At 42.7% G+C, this 19,416-nt stretch carries 11 protein-coding genes and 1 pseudogene; 8 read left to right on the top strand and 4 right to left on the bottom strand.

Features of this window, described 5'->3' with window-relative positions; all coding sequences use genetic code 11:
* Positions 1 to 64: 64 nt before the first annotated feature.
* A complete protein-coding gene (locus AC5JM2_RS00765) occupies positions 65 to 508 on the top strand; it encodes an HmpF-related protein (RefSeq protein WP_495833005.1) in 444 nt (147 codons plus the stop codon).
* Positions 509 to 532: 24 nt separating this feature from the next.
* On the opposite strand, the gene AC5JM2_RS00760 is transcribed toward AC5JM2_RS00765, so the two are convergent.
* Positions 533 to 1,618, bottom strand: a complete 1,086-nt coding sequence (locus tag AC5JM2_RS00760; protein WP_495833004.1) for an ABC transporter substrate-binding protein — start codon at positions 1,616 to 1,618, stop codon at positions 533 to 535.
* Between the two features lie 77 nt (positions 1,619 to 1,695).
* Entirely contained in the window at positions 1,696 to 2,826 is a 1,131-nt protein-coding gene (locus AC5JM2_RS00755; RefSeq protein ID WP_495833015.1) for an ABC transporter ATP-binding protein, read from the bottom strand.
* 210 nt (positions 2,827 to 3,036) lie between these two features.
* Between AC5JM2_RS00755 and mrdA (AC5JM2_RS00750) the strand changes: the two genes are divergently transcribed.
* Positions 3,037 to 4,890: a penicillin-binding protein 2 gene (gene mrdA, locus AC5JM2_RS00750; RefSeq protein ID WP_495833003.1), complete on the top strand. Its 1,854-nt coding sequence runs from the start codon at positions 3,037 to 3,039 to the stop codon at positions 4,888 to 4,890.
* 549 nt (positions 4,891 to 5,439) lie between these two features.
* Entirely contained in the window at positions 5,440 to 7,299 is a 1,860-nt protein-coding gene (gene mrdA, locus AC5JM2_RS00745; RefSeq protein WP_495833014.1) for a penicillin-binding protein 2, read from the top strand.
* Positions 7,300 to 7,428: 129 nt separating this feature from the next.
* Here the strand turns inward: mrdA (AC5JM2_RS00745) and AC5JM2_RS00740 are convergent, their stop codons facing one another.
* A complete protein-coding gene (locus AC5JM2_RS00740; RefSeq protein ID WP_495833002.1) occupies positions 7,429 to 8,274 on the bottom strand; it encodes a M15 family metallopeptidase in 846 nt (281 codons plus the stop codon).
* A 100-nt stretch (positions 8,275 to 8,374) separates the two neighbouring features.
* Between AC5JM2_RS00740 and AC5JM2_RS00735 the strand changes: the two genes are divergently transcribed.
* The 3 genes and pseudogenes from AC5JM2_RS00735 (at position 8,375) to dxs (ending at position 12,304) form a co-directional block, all read left to right on the top strand.
* Positions 8,375 to 9,292 (top strand): AEC family transporter, encoded by a 918-nt coding sequence (locus tag AC5JM2_RS00735; RefSeq protein ID WP_495833001.1) that lies wholly within the window; start codon positions 8,375 to 8,377, stop codon positions 9,290 to 9,292.
* A 223-nt stretch (positions 9,293 to 9,515) separates the two neighbouring features.
* Positions 9,516 to 10,197: pseudogene (locus AC5JM2_RS00730) on the top strand (S-layer homology domain-containing protein).
* A 199-nt stretch (positions 10,198 to 10,396) separates the two neighbouring features.
* Positions 10,397 to 12,304 (top strand): 1-deoxy-D-xylulose-5-phosphate synthase, encoded by a 1,908-nt coding sequence (gene dxs, locus AC5JM2_RS00725; RefSeq protein ID WP_495833000.1) that lies wholly within the window; start codon positions 10,397 to 10,399, stop codon positions 12,302 to 12,304.
* Between the two features lie 220 nt (positions 12,305 to 12,524).
* On the opposite strand, the gene AC5JM2_RS00720 is transcribed toward dxs, so the two are convergent.
* Positions 12,525 to 16,949: an nSTAND1 domain-containing NTPase gene (locus AC5JM2_RS00720; RefSeq protein WP_495832999.1), complete on the bottom strand. Its 4,425-nt coding sequence runs from the start codon at positions 16,947 to 16,949 to the stop codon at positions 12,525 to 12,527.
* Positions 16,950 to 17,511: 562 nt separating this feature from the next.
* On the opposite strand from AC5JM2_RS00720, the gene AC5JM2_RS00715 reads away from it, so the two are divergent.
* Positions 17,512 to 17,982, top strand: a complete 471-nt coding sequence (locus AC5JM2_RS00715; RefSeq protein ID WP_495832998.1) for a hypothetical protein — start codon at positions 17,512 to 17,514, stop codon at positions 17,980 to 17,982.
* Positions 17,983 to 17,995: 13 nt separating this feature from the next.
* A complete protein-coding gene (locus AC5JM2_RS00710) occupies positions 17,996 to 19,318 on the top strand; it encodes a hypothetical protein (RefSeq protein WP_495832997.1) in 1,323 nt (440 codons plus the stop codon).
* The last annotated feature ends 98 nt before the right edge of the window (positions 19,319 to 19,416 follow it).

Below are 19,416 nucleotides of genomic sequence, written 5' to 3'. Positions count from 1 at the left end.
CTAGCCATTCAAGAATTTATACTATCTTTATGTATTAACTGTAAATAAACACACATAAAATTCTATGCTGTATCTAGCCCAAGTGCATAAAAACGAATTTTTAAATCAGCTTCAGTTGCGATTATTAGCACGTGAGGAAACTGAAAATATGTGGTCGCTCATTCCAGAAGAAGCTTTGATTCTTTTGGGGAAGGGCAAGTCTTTAAGTGAAAACTTACTCGTTTTAGTAGAACTTTCCCCCGCAGGGGATATAGAAAGACTGGAAAATGCCACAAATTGGGTGCTAAATTTGGTGAAAGTTTACCTAACCACTGGTATTACTCCAGAATTTTTGCGACAGGAAGCTGATCGAGCAGAAGAGTGGCGACAAAACCTAACCTTGCAAAATCAAGACTTAGCACGTCGTTCATTAGAATTGGAAGCCCGTAGAGAACAAATTCAAGCCTTAGAAGAAAGTTTGAAACGAGACAAAAGTGGTGTTCAAAAAGAAGAGAGCGCTAGCTCTTAGATTTTGGATGACAGCCTCAGCATTTTAGCCACTGGTTAATTCAGTCCAGTAACGTTCATAAACTTCTTCAATTTGCCCTAAAGGAGCTATACCTTCACACTTATTGAGAATTGACTCTGGGGGAAACAAGCTGGAATTATTCTGCACTTTTTTTGGCAATTGCTCAAACGCTGCACGATTGGGTGTAGAAAGATTCAGGCGTTGACTCGTCTTGGCTGCTACTTCTGGTTGTAAAATCCAATTGATCCAAGCATAAGCCCCTTCTATATTTGGGGCTTTTTTAGGAATAACTATAGTATCTGTCCATAGTGAGGTACCACTTTTGGGAATCACATATTTTAGTTTCGGGTTTTCTTTAGAGAGTTTCACAGCATCTGATGAGACACACATTGCTAATAGTAAATCTCCTGCCAAAATTTGATTGCGCCAAGCATCTGTTGTGAAGGCTGCAACTGATGGTTTTAAAACCTTCAACTTTTCATATGCTTGTTTAATTTCCTTTTCGTCTTTTGAGTTGTAAGAGTAACCCAGCATCCGCAGAGTTCCACCCATGACTTCTCGGATATCATTTAGCAACGTCATTCGTTTGGATAATTGTTCTTGATTTTGCCAAAGATAGTCCCAATCTTCTGGTGGATTTTTTAGCTTTTCCGAATTATAAATAAAACCTGTTGTTCCCCAATTAAAAGGTATACTATGGCGGTTGTTGGGATCGTAACTAGGGTTTTGGAACCGGGGAAAGAAATTATCTAAACCAATTAAGCGCTGATGATTTAATTCTGTGAGTAACCCTAAGTTGACCATTTTCCGCACCATGTAGTCACTTGGATTAATGACACTATAAGCACTTCCACCCCCAGCTTGCAGCTTACTTAACATGGTTTCATTGGAGTCAAACACATCCGCCAGTGGTTTTATTCCTGTTTGGGCGTTAAAGGTTTTGAATAATTCTTCATCTGTATATATATCCCAAGTATAAACAAAAAGTTGGTCGCTAGAACCTTTCGTTGCAGAATAAGCTCGCACATCACCGAGTCTCCAGCCACAACTCGCTAAAGATAAGCTAGAAAGTGCTGCTACCCCTTTTAAAAAGTGCCGTCTGTTAGTCATTAGTTAAAACTCAAGAGTTAACCTTGTTAGTATCTGGAGTTTCCTGTACGGATTGCTATATTCTGTATTTTGTGTTCTCAGTTCTTTAATAAAGCCAAACAATCAGTTTGGGCCCACCAAGCATAAATAGGAGTTTCACGATTTGGTAAATTACCAAAAGTATTAGGCTGTAAAACGGTAATGCGTACACCGTTTGTCAATTGGACAATATAATTAACGTGGGTTCCCAGATACATGATGTTGACGAGCCGTCCTTCAAAGCAGTTTGTTTGCAAACTGGGTTTATAAAGCGAAAGCTGAATTTTTTCTGGACGTACGCTGACGACGACCGCTTGCGATATTTCAGTTGGTGTGTCCTGCTGGCGAGCAACTACGATTGAGAATCCTGTGTTTGTAAAAATTATGACACTATAAGCATCTACACCTGCTATTTCACCTTCAAATAAATTGGTATCGCCAATAAAATCAGCTACAAAAGCTGTACGTGGTTGTTCGTAGATATCATTAGGAGTGCCTATTTGTTCAATTTTGCCTTGATTCATCACTGCAATGCGATCTGACAAGGACAATGCTTCTTCCTGGTCGTGAGTCACCATAATAAAGGTCAGCCCTAGTTCTTGATGTAAATTTGAAAGTTCAACCTGCATTTCCTTACGCAGTTTTAAGTCTAGCGCCCCAAGAGGTTCATCTAGTAGCAAAACAGCGGGTCGATTCACAAGCGCCCGTGCTAATGCTACTCTTTGCTGTTGACCACCAGACAGTTGACTGGGAAAGCGCGATCGCAACCCTTCCATTTTCACCAGTTCCAAAGCTTCTTTAACTCTGCTTTGAACTTCTGTCCTATGTATATTTTTTAACTTTAGTCCAAACGCGACATTTTCCCAAACATTTAAGTGATTAAACAAAGCATAGCTTTGAAAGACTGTGTTGACAGGTCGGCGATAAGGGGGAACGCTTGTCATGGAGTGACCTTGAATCAACACCTTACCAGCATCGGCTCTTTCAAACCCTGCAATTAAGCGCAGCGTAGTTGTCTTGCCACATCCAGAGGGACCTAAAATACTGAAGAATTCTCCGTGTATGACGCCTAAATCTACCCCGTGTACTGCTGGATCTTGGTTAAAAAACTTGAAAACGTTATGCAGTTCAACATCCAACGACTCAAAAGTCGTCCTCTCAGCCCGATTCTGCGTCAAATGTTGAGCCATAATCCACCAGTTAGATCCTCTTATTTTCAATTTTTTTGTTGATTAATATAGTCGATTCGGCAAACCACAAGTTACACTTTGGTTGATTCGACTCCCCAAGAAGAATTTACAAAAAAATATACTGTTTTGGTTATCTTAACGTGGAATACAGAAAAGAATTTCACCTAATTTTATACCAAAAAAAATTATTTTGGAATTGGATATTTTTCTATGTCTACAGTAAAGTCACCTCCAACCAGCAAAAAGAAAGAAATACGTACAGTTGGACTAGGTTTGCAGCCTATATTTTTTATCGTATTTACCTTGTTGATGATCACTGGTATCAATGTTCGTTTAGGATATTTGCAAATTCTTGAAGGACATAAATTCAAGGAACGAGCACAAGCAAACCGGGTTCGGACAATTTCCAAACAACCAGAACGAGGTAATATTTTTGACCGCAATGGCAAACTACTAGCAACAACTCGCTATCCGCGTTCTGTATACTTGTGGCCAATGGCACACACTAGGCCATCCTGGTCAGTCGTCGGTCCGCGTCTTGAGAAAATTCTTAATATGCCCCAAGAGGAGATAGAAAAAAAATTAGACGAGGCAGGTGCTAGCGCCACTAATCTAGTACGGATTGCTCGCGACCTAACCGAAGCAGAAATCACGGCATTGAAGGAGTATGAAAACGAACTGCCAGGTGTCGAAATCAATACAGAAGCCGTACGCTACTACCCGCATGGCAAGGAGTTAGCTCATATACTCGGTTATACTAGGGAGCTGACACCCGAACAGTTGAAAAAAAAGAAATCAGAAGGCTACCGCTTGCAAGATGTAATTGGTCAGATGGGAGTAGAAAAAGCATATGAACAAGTGTTGCGGGGTGAATGGGGTGGTCAGCAAGTAGAAGTGGATAGTAAAGGTCGCCCAATTCGAGTTTTAGGAGAAAAACAGGCAAAAGCAGGTAATGATATTCACCTAACTATAGATTTAGATGTACAAAAGGCAGCGGAAAAAGCTTTGACACTTCGTAGGGGTGCAGTTGTCGCACTAGATCCCAATACTGGAGCTGTTTTAGCAATGGTGTCTCATCCAACATTTGACCCGAATATCTTCTCCAAGCAAAAACTTTCTCAGAAAGACTGGCAAACTCTACAAGGTAGTGAACATCCCCTAGTCAATCGCGCCTTGAGTGCTTTTCCACCTGCGAGTACTTTCAAAATCATTACCACAACTGCGGGGTTGGAATCGGGTAAATTTTCTCCTAGCACAGTGCTGCAAACTTACGGTTCTCTGACTGTTGGGGGAGTTACCTTCGGTGAGTGGAACCATGCTGGATTTGGTGCACTGGGATTTCAGCGTGCGATCGCCATGAGTAGCGATACATTTTTCTATCAAGTTGGTCGCAGAGTCGGTGGTCCAACCTTGATTGAATGGACTCGCAAGTATGGATTTGGAAAAAGAACCGGTTTTGAGTTTTCAGATGAAGAATCAAAAGGTAATGTTCCAGATGACGCTTGGAAGCGAAAACTGTGGAAAATGCCTTGGACTGTGGGCGACACTATCAATATGTCCATTGGTCAAGGTGCTTTGCAAGTCACTCCACTACAATCTGCAATTATGTTTTCTGTCCCTGCTAACGGTGGCTATAGAGTAAAACCACACTTGCTCAAAGACCATGAAGAAGCAAAGAACTGGCGGGAATCTCTGAATATGAAGCCAAGTACGATCAAAGTACTTCGCGAAGGATTGCGCCAAGTGATCACAGGTGGTACAGGGACACTGTTGAATGTACCATCAATTGCCCCTGCAGCAGGTAAGAGTGGTACTGCTGAAGCTGGTATTAATCGCCCAAATCATGCTTGGTTTGGAGCATATGCTCCTGCTGATAAGCCAGAGATAGTCGTTGTAGCGTTTGGTGAAAACTCTGGTGGGCATGGTGGTACCGACTGCGGACCAGTTGTCTTACAAGTCTTGCAAGAGTATTTTCACAAGAAGCATCCAGGTAAGTATCAAAAATCTGAGTCTGAAGAGTCAAAACTGAAAACTAAAAACTCAAGAGGTAGATCTGGAGATTAACAACAAAGAACACAGAACACAGTCATCAATTAGGGGTGTAAGGGAGCCACTGCCCTTCGGGTTCGCAGTCGCCTACGGAGGGAGACCCTCCTGCAGCGCTGTCTCACCGTGCGCGGGTTAAGCGCGTTGAGGCATGTGGCGTGAGCCAGTAATGAAGCGCGTAGCGTGGCACAAGCGCGTTATAAGGGTGTAGGGGAACCCCATCAATAATAGGTTCTTCGTTTTGTATAACTGTTCATTCGGAGATGGTGGCAGCGATCATAATGTGATTGTTGCCACCATGTCGTTTGTAGTTTCTCTTCAACAAAAGCGTTGTAAAATCAGGTTACCTTTTCTGCTAAATTCTCAGTACATTCTCATATTTTTTCTGAATAGCGCTAATTGATGTATTTCCTCATGCAAAATACTGACAACAATTTGGTTTATTCTATATAACAAAAACCAAATAACAAATGCTGCACTACTAGGGTTGTTTTTCTTGCAATCCCAGGTAGAGACTTGGCGCGATCGTATACAGTTCATGCGATTCAGAGAATCGCTATTTGTGACATGAGGCTACTGCAACAACCTCAATTAGCGAGCAAAAAAGAGACACGTACTGTAGGACAGGGTTTCCAGCCGTTGTTCTTCATCATATTTACCTTATTGATGACAGCTGGTATTGGTGCTCGTCTAGTATATTTGCAAATTGCGGAAGGTGCAAATTATCGCAAGCGAGCTGAAGCAAACCGGATTCGGATGATTCCCAAACAACCGGAACGGGGTAATATTTTTGACCGTAATGGCAAACTACTAGCAACAACTCGCCATCCGCGTTCTGTGTACTTATGGCAAATGGCACATACTAAGCCTTCCTGGTCAGTCGTTGGTCCGCGCCTGTCGAAAATTCTCAACATTCCTGTAGAAGAGATGGAAAAGAAATTAGACGAGTCTGGTTTTAACTCTTCTTTGGTGCGGATCGCTCGTGACTTGAACGAAGCGGAAATTACGGTATTGAAGGAGTACGCCAATGAACTCAAAGACGTAGAAGTTCATACAGAAGCTGTACGCTACTACCCGCAGGGTGACAGCTTAGCTCATGTCCTGGGTTATACTAGAGAACTGACACCCGAACAGTTGAAACGAAAGAAACAAGAAGGTTATCGCCCAGGAGATATGATTGGTCAAATGGGGGTAGAAAAGGCGTATGAAAAATTGTTGCGGGGTGAAAGAGGTGGTCAGCAAGTAGAAGTGGATGGTAAAGGTCGCCCGATTCGAGTGCTAGGAGAGAAACAGGCAAAAGCAGGTAGTGATATTCACCTGACTATAGATTTGAATTTGCAAAAAGCAGCCGAAAAAGCTTTAACTGGACGTAATGGCGTTATTGTTGCACTAGACCCCAATAACGGTGCTGTTTTAGCAATGGTGTCTCATCCCACCTTCGACCCGAATCTCTTCTCCAAGCGAAGACTTTCTAAAAAAGATTGGCAAAGCATACAAGGTGAAAACCATCCCTTGTTGAATCGTGCTGTTAGTAGCGCCTTTCCACCCGCCAGTACTTTCAAAATAGTCACTGCGACAGCAGGGCTAGAATCCGGCAAATTTTCTCCCGATACAGTGCTGCAAACATACGGTTCTCTGACTGTTGGCAGAGTTACGTTTGCGGAGTGGAACCACGCTGGATTTGGTCCATTGGGATTTACAAGAGCCTTAGCAATGAGTAGCGATACTTTCTTTTACCAAATCGGTAGAGGAGTAGGCGGTCCAACCTTAATTGAATGGACTCGCAAATACGGATTTGGTCAAAGAACTGGCATTGAGTTCACGACCGAAGAAACGAAAGGTCATGTTCCAGATGAAGCGTGGAAGCAGAGAACGTGGAAAATTCCTTGGACTGTAGGGGACAGCATTAATATGTCCATAGGTCAAGGAGCTTTGCAAAGTACACCTCTACAAGTTGCTGTGATGTTTTGTGTCCCAGCAAATGGCGGTTATAAGGTCAAACCACACTTGCTCAAAGACCATGAACAAGCAAAAAACTGGCGAGAATCTCTGAATATGAAGCCAAGCACCGTCGCAACTCTGCGTGAAGGACTACGGAAGGTGATAGCCGAAGGTACAGGTAAGGCTCTTAATGTGTCAACAATTCCTCCAACATCCGGTAAAAGCGGTACGGCTGAAGCATGGAACAATCATATGAAAGCAAACCATGCATGGTTTGGAGCATATGCTCCTAGCGATAAGCCAGAGATTGTCGTGTTGGCATTTGCTGAACACTCTGGTGGTGGTGGCGGTAGTGTTGCTGCGCCAATGGTGTTACAGGTGATGCAAGAATATTTTCACAAGAAGTCTCCGAATGAGTATCAAAAAGCTGACACTGAAGCTTCAAAGCCAAGAACTTATAGTTCAAGGATAAGGCGGCGAAATTAATCAAGAGGATGGGGAAGATGAGGACAGAAGCTAGGAAATTCTCCCAGCCTACGGCTCGCTGCGCTAACACTCCCAGCCTACGGCACGAAGCGCCCCGGAGGGGGCGCTGCGCAAACGCGCTTGACTCCCTCATTTCCCCCCATTCCCCGACTCTTCCTGTTGCGAGATTTGAGCAGGTTTCAAATTTCTGGCTTTGTAGAAAGTTTCCAAGCTATCGCGATCGCCCACAAAACGCCAGTGCCAAGGTTCATAACTCACACCTTGAGCATTGTTTTTAGGAAAGGACATCTCAAAGCTGAAACGTGCTGCATTAGCTTGTAGCCATTGATAAGCCTTAGTTTTTTCAAAGTTGGTAGTGAGATTTGTTGCTGGTGCTGCGCCATCCCCAACATCTAGAGCATAACCTGTGTGATGTTCGCTGTGACCGGGGGGGGCGCTGACAGCAGCCCGTTGCGCTGGCGTCTGATTCCGCTGGGCACCAACGGTAAAAAACAACTGTTCTTGCTCTTTTATAGAGCGAAAAGCAGAAACAGGTACTATTACCACACCTGCATTCCGTGCGGCTGCTGCCATTTCTATAAACTTTTGCGCGGCTGCTTTTCGCATTCTCAGACGTCTATCACTAGAGATCGGTTGTAGTTCAGACTCAGGCGCTTCTGAGTAAGGAAAATGACCTAAAACTGTATTATCTTTTGATGTGGCGGAATTACCCGATTTTGACGCAGTTGCGGGAGTTGAATTCGCAGGGGAAGGTTGAGAATTTTTCGTCTTTTTTGGCGTGACAACGAAAAATAAAAAACCGCTCGCAACGGCTATCAAGAGAACTCCTACCACTCCACCAATGATCAAATACAACGGGCGAATGTTGACCTTCTTGGGTGGTGTATCAGGAGTATCACGCAAAGCTTCCGGAATATCTGGGCCGGAACTAGATGGTTTGTTTTGCGGTTTCTCGGAAAACCCAGCATTATCCAAAGCTCAACTCCTGCGTTTGCTCAATATCATAACAAATTGTAAACTGGAGAATAGGGAACGCAATAGGTAAAATGTTGCATCTACATCTATAGGTTTAATTTTGACAAACCTCCTAGAACTCTATCTCAAATTAGTGTTCCTAGTCCTAGTAGGATACATTTTAGGACGTAGGGTGTCTACGACAGTTCCAAAGCGTTTGGCACAGTTCCTTTTTTGGATAGGAGTGCCGATAGGTATTATCGTTTTTCTACGCAAAGCTGACTTATCAGGACAAATTTGGATTGCACCAGCGATCGCCTACTCAGCCATTTTCCTAGGAGCACTTTTCGCTCTTGCAGCAATTAAAGGACAGGCTTATCTGACAAATACCGCTCCCCAAAAATCGACTCAAGGGAGTTTTATCTTAGCGGCAATGGTTGGTAACACAGGATATATTGGCTATCCCGTTACCCTGTCATTAGTTGGCACACAATACTTTGCTTGGGCGTTGTTTTATGATTTGCTGGGGACAACATTAGGAGCTTATGGACTCGGTGTTGCCTTGGCAGCTCGTTTTGGTGGTGGTATTCATAGTCATTTGCAGGTTTTGAAGGCAATTGCTATCAATCCCGCTCTATGGAGTTTTGGGTTTGGCTTGCTGTTTCGGGAAGTCAAAATCCCTGCACCAGTTGAATTTTGGTTAGAGTTAGTTGCTTGGAGTTGTGTTGCTCTATCTCTGGTACTTATTGGGATGCGATTAAGCAAACTGACTTCGTGGCACAGTTTACCAAGGGCAAGCATCAGCATCGCAATCAAAATGCTACTCGTCCCCCTGATTTTAGGTAGTATTTTACCATTTATCGGTTTAACTGGGACAATAGCACGGGCGATTGTTCTGCAAATGGCTATGCCCCCAGCTTTTGCTACGCTGGTGATTGCCGAAACTTTTGATCTCGACCGCGACCTTGCTGTGACTGCATTAGCTATGGGTTCTATGATGTTGCTACTGACTCTGCCAATTTGGTTGTGGCTGTTTTGATTTTAGGAAATTTCTCCCAGTTGTACGCAACATTACTAAACATAAATTCGTCAATGAATGTGCTGTTTGGGGTGCAAACAGGCAAACCAAAGTTGGCAATTCTTGCATTCACAGTTGCAATCCAAAGCAGTTGTTATCGTAAATTAGGGGTAGAAATCACCAACTGAAAATATATTTCTTTTTGAACGAGCGAATTTTGAATTTTGAATTTTAAATTGTTATAATGCGTCAGCTTCTAAGTACTCTTTCATTGGTCGGACTACTGCAATTAGTTCCTAACATAGCTTTTGCCCAAGAAAAATTTAGTACTGAAAAAACATCCAACCCAATTGCACAGGTAGTTGCTGCCAAAGTGATGACGAACTACCCGGATGGACAGTTCTATCCAGAACGTTTGTTAAGTCGGGCAGAATTAGCCTCTATTATGGTGAAAGCTTTTCATCTGGAGAAACGACAAGCTGTTACCAAAGAGAATGTAAAAGTGACAGATGTCGCTTCTTCCAATCCAGCATTTAATGACATTCAGATAGTCTTAAAAACCGATATTATGAAAGGCTATCGCGGCAATCTTTTTTTTCCAAATCAAAGAATAACTAGGGCTGAAGCTTTGGCTATATTTGCCCAGGCATATGGAGTTTTTCAATTTCCAGATGAAAGCGTAAAGTAAGATTCTTTCCCAATATCCAGACGCCGGTTCTATTCCTGCTTGGGCAAAAAAGGCGATCGCCACAGTAGCAAGTGAGGGATTTCTCAATACAGATACAAAAGGTAATCTTTCACCCTCACAACCGATGATGCGTGGGGATATGGCTGATGTATTAAGTAAATATTTGCAAAGACAACAGCCACAAGCCGAAACGCCAGCAGTTCCAGGTGGTAATAATAGTCCAGAATCTTCTCCTTGAAGCAAACATATACATTGTTTTAAGAACTCTCAGCATTTGCGTAAAACTTTGTAAATGCAAAGGTGTTGATTTCCGTTCAAACTATTGCTGTACCTCAACTCCAGTATTGGTAAATAAATGGCAGACTGTATGAGGTACTGCTTTACCTGAGCGTGGGAAAATCAAAAATACGAAAAAGTAGAGAGGAAAACACTACAATATGCACTTGAGTGAGATTACCCATCCTAACCAGTTGCATGGTTTATCAATAAGACAACTGCAACAGATTGCTCGTCAGATTCGAGACAAACATCTTCAAACTGTAGCAGCCACTGGCGGACACCTAGGACCGGGATTGGGTGTTGTAGAGTTGACGTTGGGGCTTTACCAAACGCTGGACTTAGATCGTGATAAAGTCATTTGGGATGTAGGACACCAAGCATATCCTCACAAACTGATTACAGGGCGCTACGATCGCTTCGATACTTTACGGCAAAAAGATGGAATCGCTGGTTACCTTAAGCGCGGTGAAAGTAAGTTTGACCACTTTGGCGCAGGGCATGCTTCTACCAGTATATCTGCAGCTTTGGGTATGGCTTTAGCGCGGGATATGAATGGCGAAAAATTTAAAGTTGCTGCAGTGATCGGTGATGGTGCACTGACTGGGGGTATGGCATTAGAAGCCATCAACCATGCTGGACATATGCCCAAAACCAATCTGCTGGTTGTCCTGAACGACAACGATATGTCTATATCTCCCAACGTCGGTGCAATACCCCGCTACCTAAACAAAATGCGCCTCAGTCCGCCGATGCAGTTTCTCAAAGACAACCTTGAGGAACAGTTTAAGCAAATTCCTTTCGTGGGTGAATCTCTTTCTCCGGAACTGGGACGCATCAAAGAAGGGATGAAGCGCTTGGCTGTTCCCAAAGTCGGCGCAGTGTTTGAAGAACTGGGCTTTACCTACATGGGACCTGTGGACGGGCATAATTTAGAAGAATTGATTGCGACTTTCCAACAAGCACATCAAATCCCAGGACCAGTTTTGGTACACGTCGCAACAGTGAAGGGTAAGGGCTATGAAATTGCCGAACTAGATAAAGTTGGCTACCACGCCCAAAACCCCTTCAATATCTCCACTGGAAAAGCCGTCCCTTCCAGTAAACCCAAACCCCCTGCTTACTCCAAAGTCTTTGCCCATACCCTAGTTAAACTCGCTGAACAAAACCCCAAAATCATTGGTATTACTGCTGCAATGGCAACAGGGACAGGGTTAGATAAACTGCAAGCCAAACTACCTGATCAATATATCGACGTTGGTATTGCCGAACAACACGCTGTCACCCTTGCTGCGGGACTAGCAACTGACGGAATACGTCCTGTTGTTGCTATTTATTCCACTTTCTTGCAACGCGCCTACGACCAAATCGTTCACGACGTCTGTATCCAAAACTTGCCAGTATTCTTCTGTCTGGACAGGGCGGGAATCGTTGGTGCTGATGGTCCGACTCACCAAGGAATGTACGACATTGCCTATCTACGTTGCATTCCTAACATGGTACTGATGGCACCCAAAGATGAGGCAGAACTGCAACGAATGATAGTCACTGGTGTTGAGCATACCACAGGACCAATTGCCATGCGCTTCCCTCGCGGTAATGGTTACGGCGTTCCCCTGATGGAAGAAGGTTGGGAAGCTTTAGAAATCGGCAAAGCAGAAATTCTCCGTAACGGTGATGATGTGTTGATCCTAGGTTACGGCACAATGGTGAATACGGCACTGCAAGCGGCGGAAATTCTTTCAGAACATGGCATCGAAGCCACTGTGATTAATGCCCGTTTTGCTAAGCCTCTAGATACCGAATTAATTTTGCCATTAGCCCAGAAAATTGGTCGCGTAGTCACCTTGGAAGAAGGTTGTGTTATGGGTGGCTTCGGTTCAGCAATTGCAGAAGCGCTGTTAGATGCGGACATCGTTGTTCCTGTTAAACGCATTGGTGTGCCAGATGCTTTAGTGGAACATGCTGAACCAAATCAATCTAAAGCAGAAATCAGTTTGACGAGTCCTCAAATAGCCCAAACAGTTTTACAAGCTTTCTTCAAGCGAGAACTTTCTGCTGTCGGCTAAACTGTTGGCAAATCTAATGTAGGGTGTACATTGCTTAGGAATTATCCAGAAAGTGGGCAAGTACACCCTAATTTTTTGTGGAGGTAAATAGGTAAGGCAAAAGAAACGCGCATTCATTATGTAGGTTTAAGAAGTGCATTGTTTGATTTTTGTAAGCACTCGCCCCAAAGTTTCCCGAAAGTGCGATCGCAGTAGCAGTAATTGATTTCTGGCTGCAAAGCTAATTGCTTTTGGTAGGAATGCCATCGCAGAGAGTGCGATCGCTCACATTGGGATTTGATTGTAAATAACCACGTAGCCTATTGCAACTGTAGCTCATCAGATCGTTGAGACTACCAGAAATTATTAAATTTTTAAGGTGATTTGGGTACATATTCCAGAGTTTGACGGTATTGTCAGCACTAGCAGAAGCGATGGTCTTGCCATCGGGGCTGAATGCTACACTAGTGACCTCATTACTATGCCCGTTGAGGGTAATGATTTCTTTACCTGTAGCCGCATCCCAGAGTTTGACGGTTTTGTCAGCACTAGCAGAAGCGATGGTCTTGCCATTGGGGCTGAATGCTACACTAGTGACCTCATTACTATGCCCGTTGAGGGTGATGATTTCTTTACCTGTAGCCGCATTCCAGAGTTTGACGGTATTGTCGGCACTAGCAGAAGCGATGGTCTTGCCATCCGGGCTGAATGCTACGCTACGAACCGCATCGCTATGCCCGTTGAAGGTGATGATTTCTTTACCTGTAGACGCATTCCAGAGTTTGACGGTATTGTCAGTACTAGCAGAAGCGATGGTCTTGCCATCGGGGCTGAATGCGACGCTATAGACCGAATTGCTATGCCGATTGAGGGTAGTAATTTCCTTGCCTGTAGCCGCATTCCAGAGTTTGACGGTATTGTCAGCACTAGCAGAAGCGATGGTCTTGCCATCGGGGCTGAATGCGACGCTACGGACATAATTTCTATGCCCTTTGAGGGTAATAATTTCCTTGCCTGTAGCCGCATTCCAGAGTTTGACGGTATTGTCAGCACTAGCAGAAGCGATGGTCTTGCCATCGGGGCTGAATGCGACGCTATAGACCAAATCGCTATGCCCCTTGAGGGTAGTAATTTCCTTCTCTGTAGCCGCATTCCAGAGTTTGACGGTATTGTCAGCACTAGCAGAAGCGATGGTCTTACCATCCGGGCTGAATGCTACGCCCCAGACATAATAGGTATACCGGTCGAGGGTAGTAATTTCCTTCTCTGTAGCCGCATTCCAGAGTTTGACGGTATTGTCAGCACTAGCAGAAGCGATGGTCTTACCATCGGGGCTAAATGCTACGCTATAGACATAATTGCTATGCCCGTTGAAGGTAATGATTTCTTTACCTGTAGCCGCATTCCAAAGTTTGACATTTTTGTCAGCACTAGCAGAAGCGATGGTCTTACCATCCGGGCTGAATGCTACGCTACGGACCCAATTGCCATGCCCCTTGAGGGTGGTGATTTCTTTGCCTGTAGCCGCATACCAGAGTTTGACGGTTTTGTCAGCACTAGCAGAAGCGATGGTTTTGCCATCGGGGCTGAATGCTACGCCCCAAACATCATAGCTATGCCCCTTGAGGGTGGTGATTTCTTTGCCTGTAGCCGCATACCAGAGTTTGACGGTTTTGTCAGCACTAGCAGAAGCGATGGTCTTGCCATCGGGGCTGAATGCGACGCTATAGACCGAATTACTATGCCCCTTGAGGGTAGTAATTTCCTTCTCTGTAGCCGCATTCCAGAGTTTGACGGTATTGTCAGTACTAGCAGAAGCGATGGTCTTGCCATCGGGGCTGAATGCGACGCTATAGACCGAATTACTATGCCCCTTGAGGGTAGTAATTTCCTTGCCTGTAGCCGCATACCAGAGTTTGACGGTTTTGTCAGCACTAGCAGAAGCGATGGTCTTGCCATCGGGGCTGAATGCGACGCTACGGACATAATTTCTATGCCCTTTGAGGGTAATAATTTCCTTGCCTGTAGCCGCATTCCAGAGTTTGACGGTATTGTCAGCACTAGCAGAAGCGATGGTCTTGCCATCGGGGCTGAATGCGACGCTATAGACCCAATTGCTATGCCCTTCCAAGCGATTTTGCTCTTGCATATTGTAGATTGCTTGCCTTAGTGCGACTACAGCTTGCTGGTTAGCCGTTTGTTCTAAATTGACATCTTTCCTAAGTGTTCTACTTGAAAGTTGTCTGTTTGACTGTGTAGCTGCAATTAAAGCCTCAATTTGCCTGTTAGATACTAGCGAAGATTCAGAACTTCGTTGCGCCAGAGCGATCGCACTTTGTTGTATTGCTTCCTTGGCTTTGTTGTGCGCATCATACCATTGATAACCTGCAAAGATAGCTACTCCAGCTAACCCAATACTAAACAATGTAACAACTCGATTTTGCCGCCGTGCTGCTGCCAACTTTTGTTGTTGGCGTTCTTTCTCTTCTTGAACCAGGCGATTTCGCAGTTCTTGACTCTCCTGAATATACTCCTCGGCTACCCCATTCAGCATTTGCCAATCACCAAATCTAGCTAAATATCCCTCTGCTACTGCTAATCTGTCATCTTTTCTAAGGAATCCTGGCTTTTTATCATTTTTCTTCCATTCTTGGGCTTCCGCTTCAATCTGACGCTCAATGCCTATTCCCAACTTATATTCTTCTTTCCAATCCCGCAACTTTTGCCAGTGGCGAATTAAGGCTTCGTGGACAACATCTAAAATTACATCCTGGGAATCCGGCTCATCCGTCTTTGTAATTAATCGTGCATCTTTATCCGCTAACTTCTCACTCACTTGTTGCAAAAGTTCCAAGGAATGATGGGAATTAACCAACTCGCCCAAACGCTCGCGCCGCCTGACATCTGTAGTTTCTCCCATTTGCGTCAATTCTAGAAAAATCCGCCGCGCCACAGTTTTTTCTGTTGGTAAAAGACTGTCGTAAACTGCATCGGCGCGTTTTTGTAGCGTTCCTTCAACCCCGCCTAAATCCTGATAAGTTTTGAGGCTGAGAAGTTCATCGCTTTGATTTATCGATTCACGCCACAATTCTGTCAACGTATATTGCAGCAAGGGCAAACTTCCGGGGTAATCCTCAACATCATTAATTAGTTGCTGTTTTAACCTTCCTTCTATGCCTAATCCTACCCAATCAGCCGGTTTAGTAATCGCTTCTTCAATTTCCTCACGGGTTAAGTGTTCGACGTTGATGTAAGGTTTATGGATTTTGCTGGCATATTCGGGATATTCTCGCCATCTCGCCCGAAAATCTGATCGCATCCCAATGAAAATATAGAGGTTATCTGTACAGTCAATTAATTCCCGCAAACAGTCAAAGAATTCTTGGCGCTGGCTGTCATCGCACATGGTAAAGCATTCTTCAAACTGGTCGATAATCAAGATAACTGGTGTGTTTAATGCTTTTAACTCCTTGCCGATGACATGGGCAATAGAGCGGTTTTCACTTCGTTGCAATACAGTCCCAACCCCACCCCGCATTTGCTGAGGCAAACGCTCCCCTCCCCGTGAACGGGGAGGGGTTGGGGGTGGGGTTGCTGTTGTCCCTGGATGAGAAAGATTAGGCAAGGAGAGTGCAAAAGCCTCCTGTAAACTGTTAACAGGAGATTCTTTAGGCGTAAACGGAGTAATATAAGTCCAGCGATCGCTCCCTGGAATCTCTTGTCCTAGCTTCAGCTGGTAGAGTAACCCAGCCCGTAACATAGATGATTTTCCACTACCGGAAGCTCCTAATACGGCAATTAGGCGATGCTTCTCTGTTACCTGTTGAATCAACTCCTGAGTTAGCGCACTCCGCCCATAAAAAACCTCAGCATCTTCCTTTGTTTCGGTAAAATATGACAGGGAACGATAGGGACACTTATCCTGAAAGCTTTTTTGAGAAAACTTAGTTGTCAGCAGAATTGCTCGTGGGGAATTGGCAATTAACGGACACTGGACTGTATTCGACATTCGGCTGATAATCAAATCTGCCAATTTGTGGCTATTGATGATCCCATCTGCGTCATTTTCGGGATTCAATCCTGCAAGTAACGTTTCCGTCAACAACCCCTGCGTATGGGGAATTTCGACTCCAGTTTCGTAGGAACGGGTTGCAGTAATGAAACAGTAGTCTTTATCTGTGGGTTTATATTTCAGCAACTCACCGCTATAGCAGCAATCTAGCCAAACAACGACTCGTTTAGCCAGACTTATTTGCAACTGCTCTCCCAACCAACTTAAGGATATACCATATTCTGCATCAGGTAGGACATCACTGGTAGCTAAAAATACTTCTTTCTTACCCGCCACAGTGTTGTACCAGCCATGTCCTGAAAAGAAGAATAACGCTGTTTCTGGGATGGGGTTAGGAGGAGGAGGATTGAAAAGATTAGCGATCGCTTCTTGTAATTCTTGCACTTTTACTGCGCCTTGGCGATCAATTTTACTTTCTCCCTTGGGGTTTAAAGTTCTAGGTAAACACTGAGTGCGAAAAGGTCTATAACCGTATTGTTCTAATTGTTCGGCAATTTTCTCAGCATCCTCTGCCGCTGCTGTTAGCGGCTTTAAAGTAGTGTACTCTGGGTAATAATTAATTCCAATAATTTGAGCAGCCCATTCTGATGCCATTTTTATTACCTGACTAATAATTAAAACTTTTCGTTGAACTGTAGGCAAAATCAGCCCACAGCTTTAATACCTAATTCACAGCATTATTTAGTTCTTACGAAAAATTACTAGACATTAGTGCAATAAATTATATATATTTTCTACATTTACAAAAATTTTATTGTGTAAATATCACCATAGTAGACATAAATCACCTCGATAAAGTCGGGGTTTTGAACTAGCGAGGACATAAGCCTTTCTTTTACTTCTTATTTAGGTGTAAGTAAAATCAACTTATGCACACTGCGGAAAATGAACGTGCATTGTAGATAGAATCAAGCATTTTGCCGCTGCAGTAGAATTGATCCGCAAATACAGACAATGTTTTCACGCGCTCGCGCACGTTACGCATAATCCAGTCTTTTTGTACAGTGCGTAAGTCCGACTATATTAATTTACGCTGGGGAAAGTATAAAAAAACACATTTAATTAAAAAAATTAAAACTGAATATCAAATATCTACTGTAATCATCTCACTTAACTTATGTTTATAATATTAGTAGTGAGTTTAGTATAAAAATCTATGAATATCAAAGCTGACAATACTGTCATCGCTTTTCTTTTGGCATTTCAAGATTTAAAAACTGCCCTTAGAGAACAAGAAAAACAAAATTTCAAGGAAGTTGCAAAGCAATTAGAAACCCAGCCCAAAGCTTGGGAAAACTATACTAAAGGACGTTTATTAGAAATAATAAGTTCTAATCCTGACTTAAATCAGTCTTATCAATTTTATAAATCTCATTTAGATAATGTAGAAGAAATTCCTGATGATTTACTTCCTACTGAAGCTGAAATTAGTAAACTCATTTCTCATGACAAGGCTCCAATAGCTAAAGGCTTTAAACCAAAATCTGAAGCTACAGGCTACGAAAGCCAACTAAATAATGTTGTAATCATTGTTGGTAATTCTGAAAAACCAGAAGAAACAGTTAAACAAGCCACATTTTTAGAAAAATGGAAGCAACTTTTATCTCAATCCAATCCATCAAATTAGTTTTTCCATTATAATGAGCGATTTAATCTATCCTACACTCGATTTGTTTTTATATGGTTTAAAAAGTTCTTTAAACACAACTGATGCAGAAACACAAAAAAACCAAGCAGCTTTTTTAGCTCAATTACCCTCTGACACTCAATTCCACGATCATGACATTGAAACTGAGTATTTAGAGATTACCCATCCTACTCAAATTAACTTTATTTCTCAGAATAAAACTTTAGAAGGATACTATTATGCTGTTAGATTAAATGACACTTATGGCTTACAGCTTGATTGTTCTATTAATAATCAAACTGAAACTCAACCAGCTAAGTCTTTTGCAATCTTAAAAACTGAAATCGAACAAAAATTAAATAAAGAACTGGTAACAATTGGAAAAACCTGGTTACTTTCTGGTTGGCTACCTGAAAACTCGTCTCAAAATCCTGAAGATATTGCCAAAGATTGCTACTATGCTTTATTTAAAGATACTTATTGGCAACCAGAACAAGGTACTTTTTTAGACGGAAAAGTTTTTGAAATATGGCGTTCAGAAAATACAAATGATAGCCTAAAAAAAGCAACAAATGCTCTAAATAGTCACGAAAATCATGTGATTATTGCTATTTATACTAATCGAGAGAGCGCAGAACAAGCTGCGGAATTTTATAAAGATTGGATGGGGTTATTTTGTTATCGAAATAAGATTACGTGGGCTTATTGGCAAAGTCGTTTAGTTAAAGACTCTCTGCTCAATCATTATAAACAGATTGAAGAAAATAGAAAAATTACCAATAAAAGTAATTCTAGGCAAGAAAAGCAGAATATTACCAACTCTCGCCAGATTTTAAATAATATTGATAACATTCTCCAGCAATATACAATCGACTTACTCAACCTCTCTTTTCAAAAAAAAATTATTGAAATTAATTTATCTAATTATCAACTTCGCTTGGCTTTGATTAAAGAAAAAGCAGGTCAAAATAATCAGCTAGATTTTTTAGAAAAATTTAGCACCCTAGCCAACAAAAAATATTTACCACAAATTAATAAAGATGTCGAAAATATGCAGCTTGGCTTGCAACTTTTAGAAGATACAATTAACGCTACTCGCAGTCGTGTAGAACTCGAAAAATCTGAACGAGAGCGTAACTTCCAAGAGCTTGTAGCTGTTGTAGGTGCTGGTATAGCAACCGTATCTCTAGTAAAAGAAACAGCAAAAGATTGTAAAGATATTTTTCGGTTTAAGCAAGTTAACTTCTTTTGCAACTATCCTTTAAGTGCCAGTCTGATAGTTGGAATCATTGTTGGTTTTATGGTTTGGTGGCTGAGAAAACGATTGCGAGCTTGAGAAGATTGACTGTAATCGTGCTTAATCATCAGTTCTAGTGCTATTTGATCTGATTCATTAGGCCTTACAGTTGTAACCGTTTGCTGGTTTTAATTAAA

The organism is Brasilonema angustatum (genome assembly GCF_059505445.1).
Note: the sequence above shows the minus strand (reverse complement) of the source record. Positions and strands in the feature narration are given on the sequence as shown.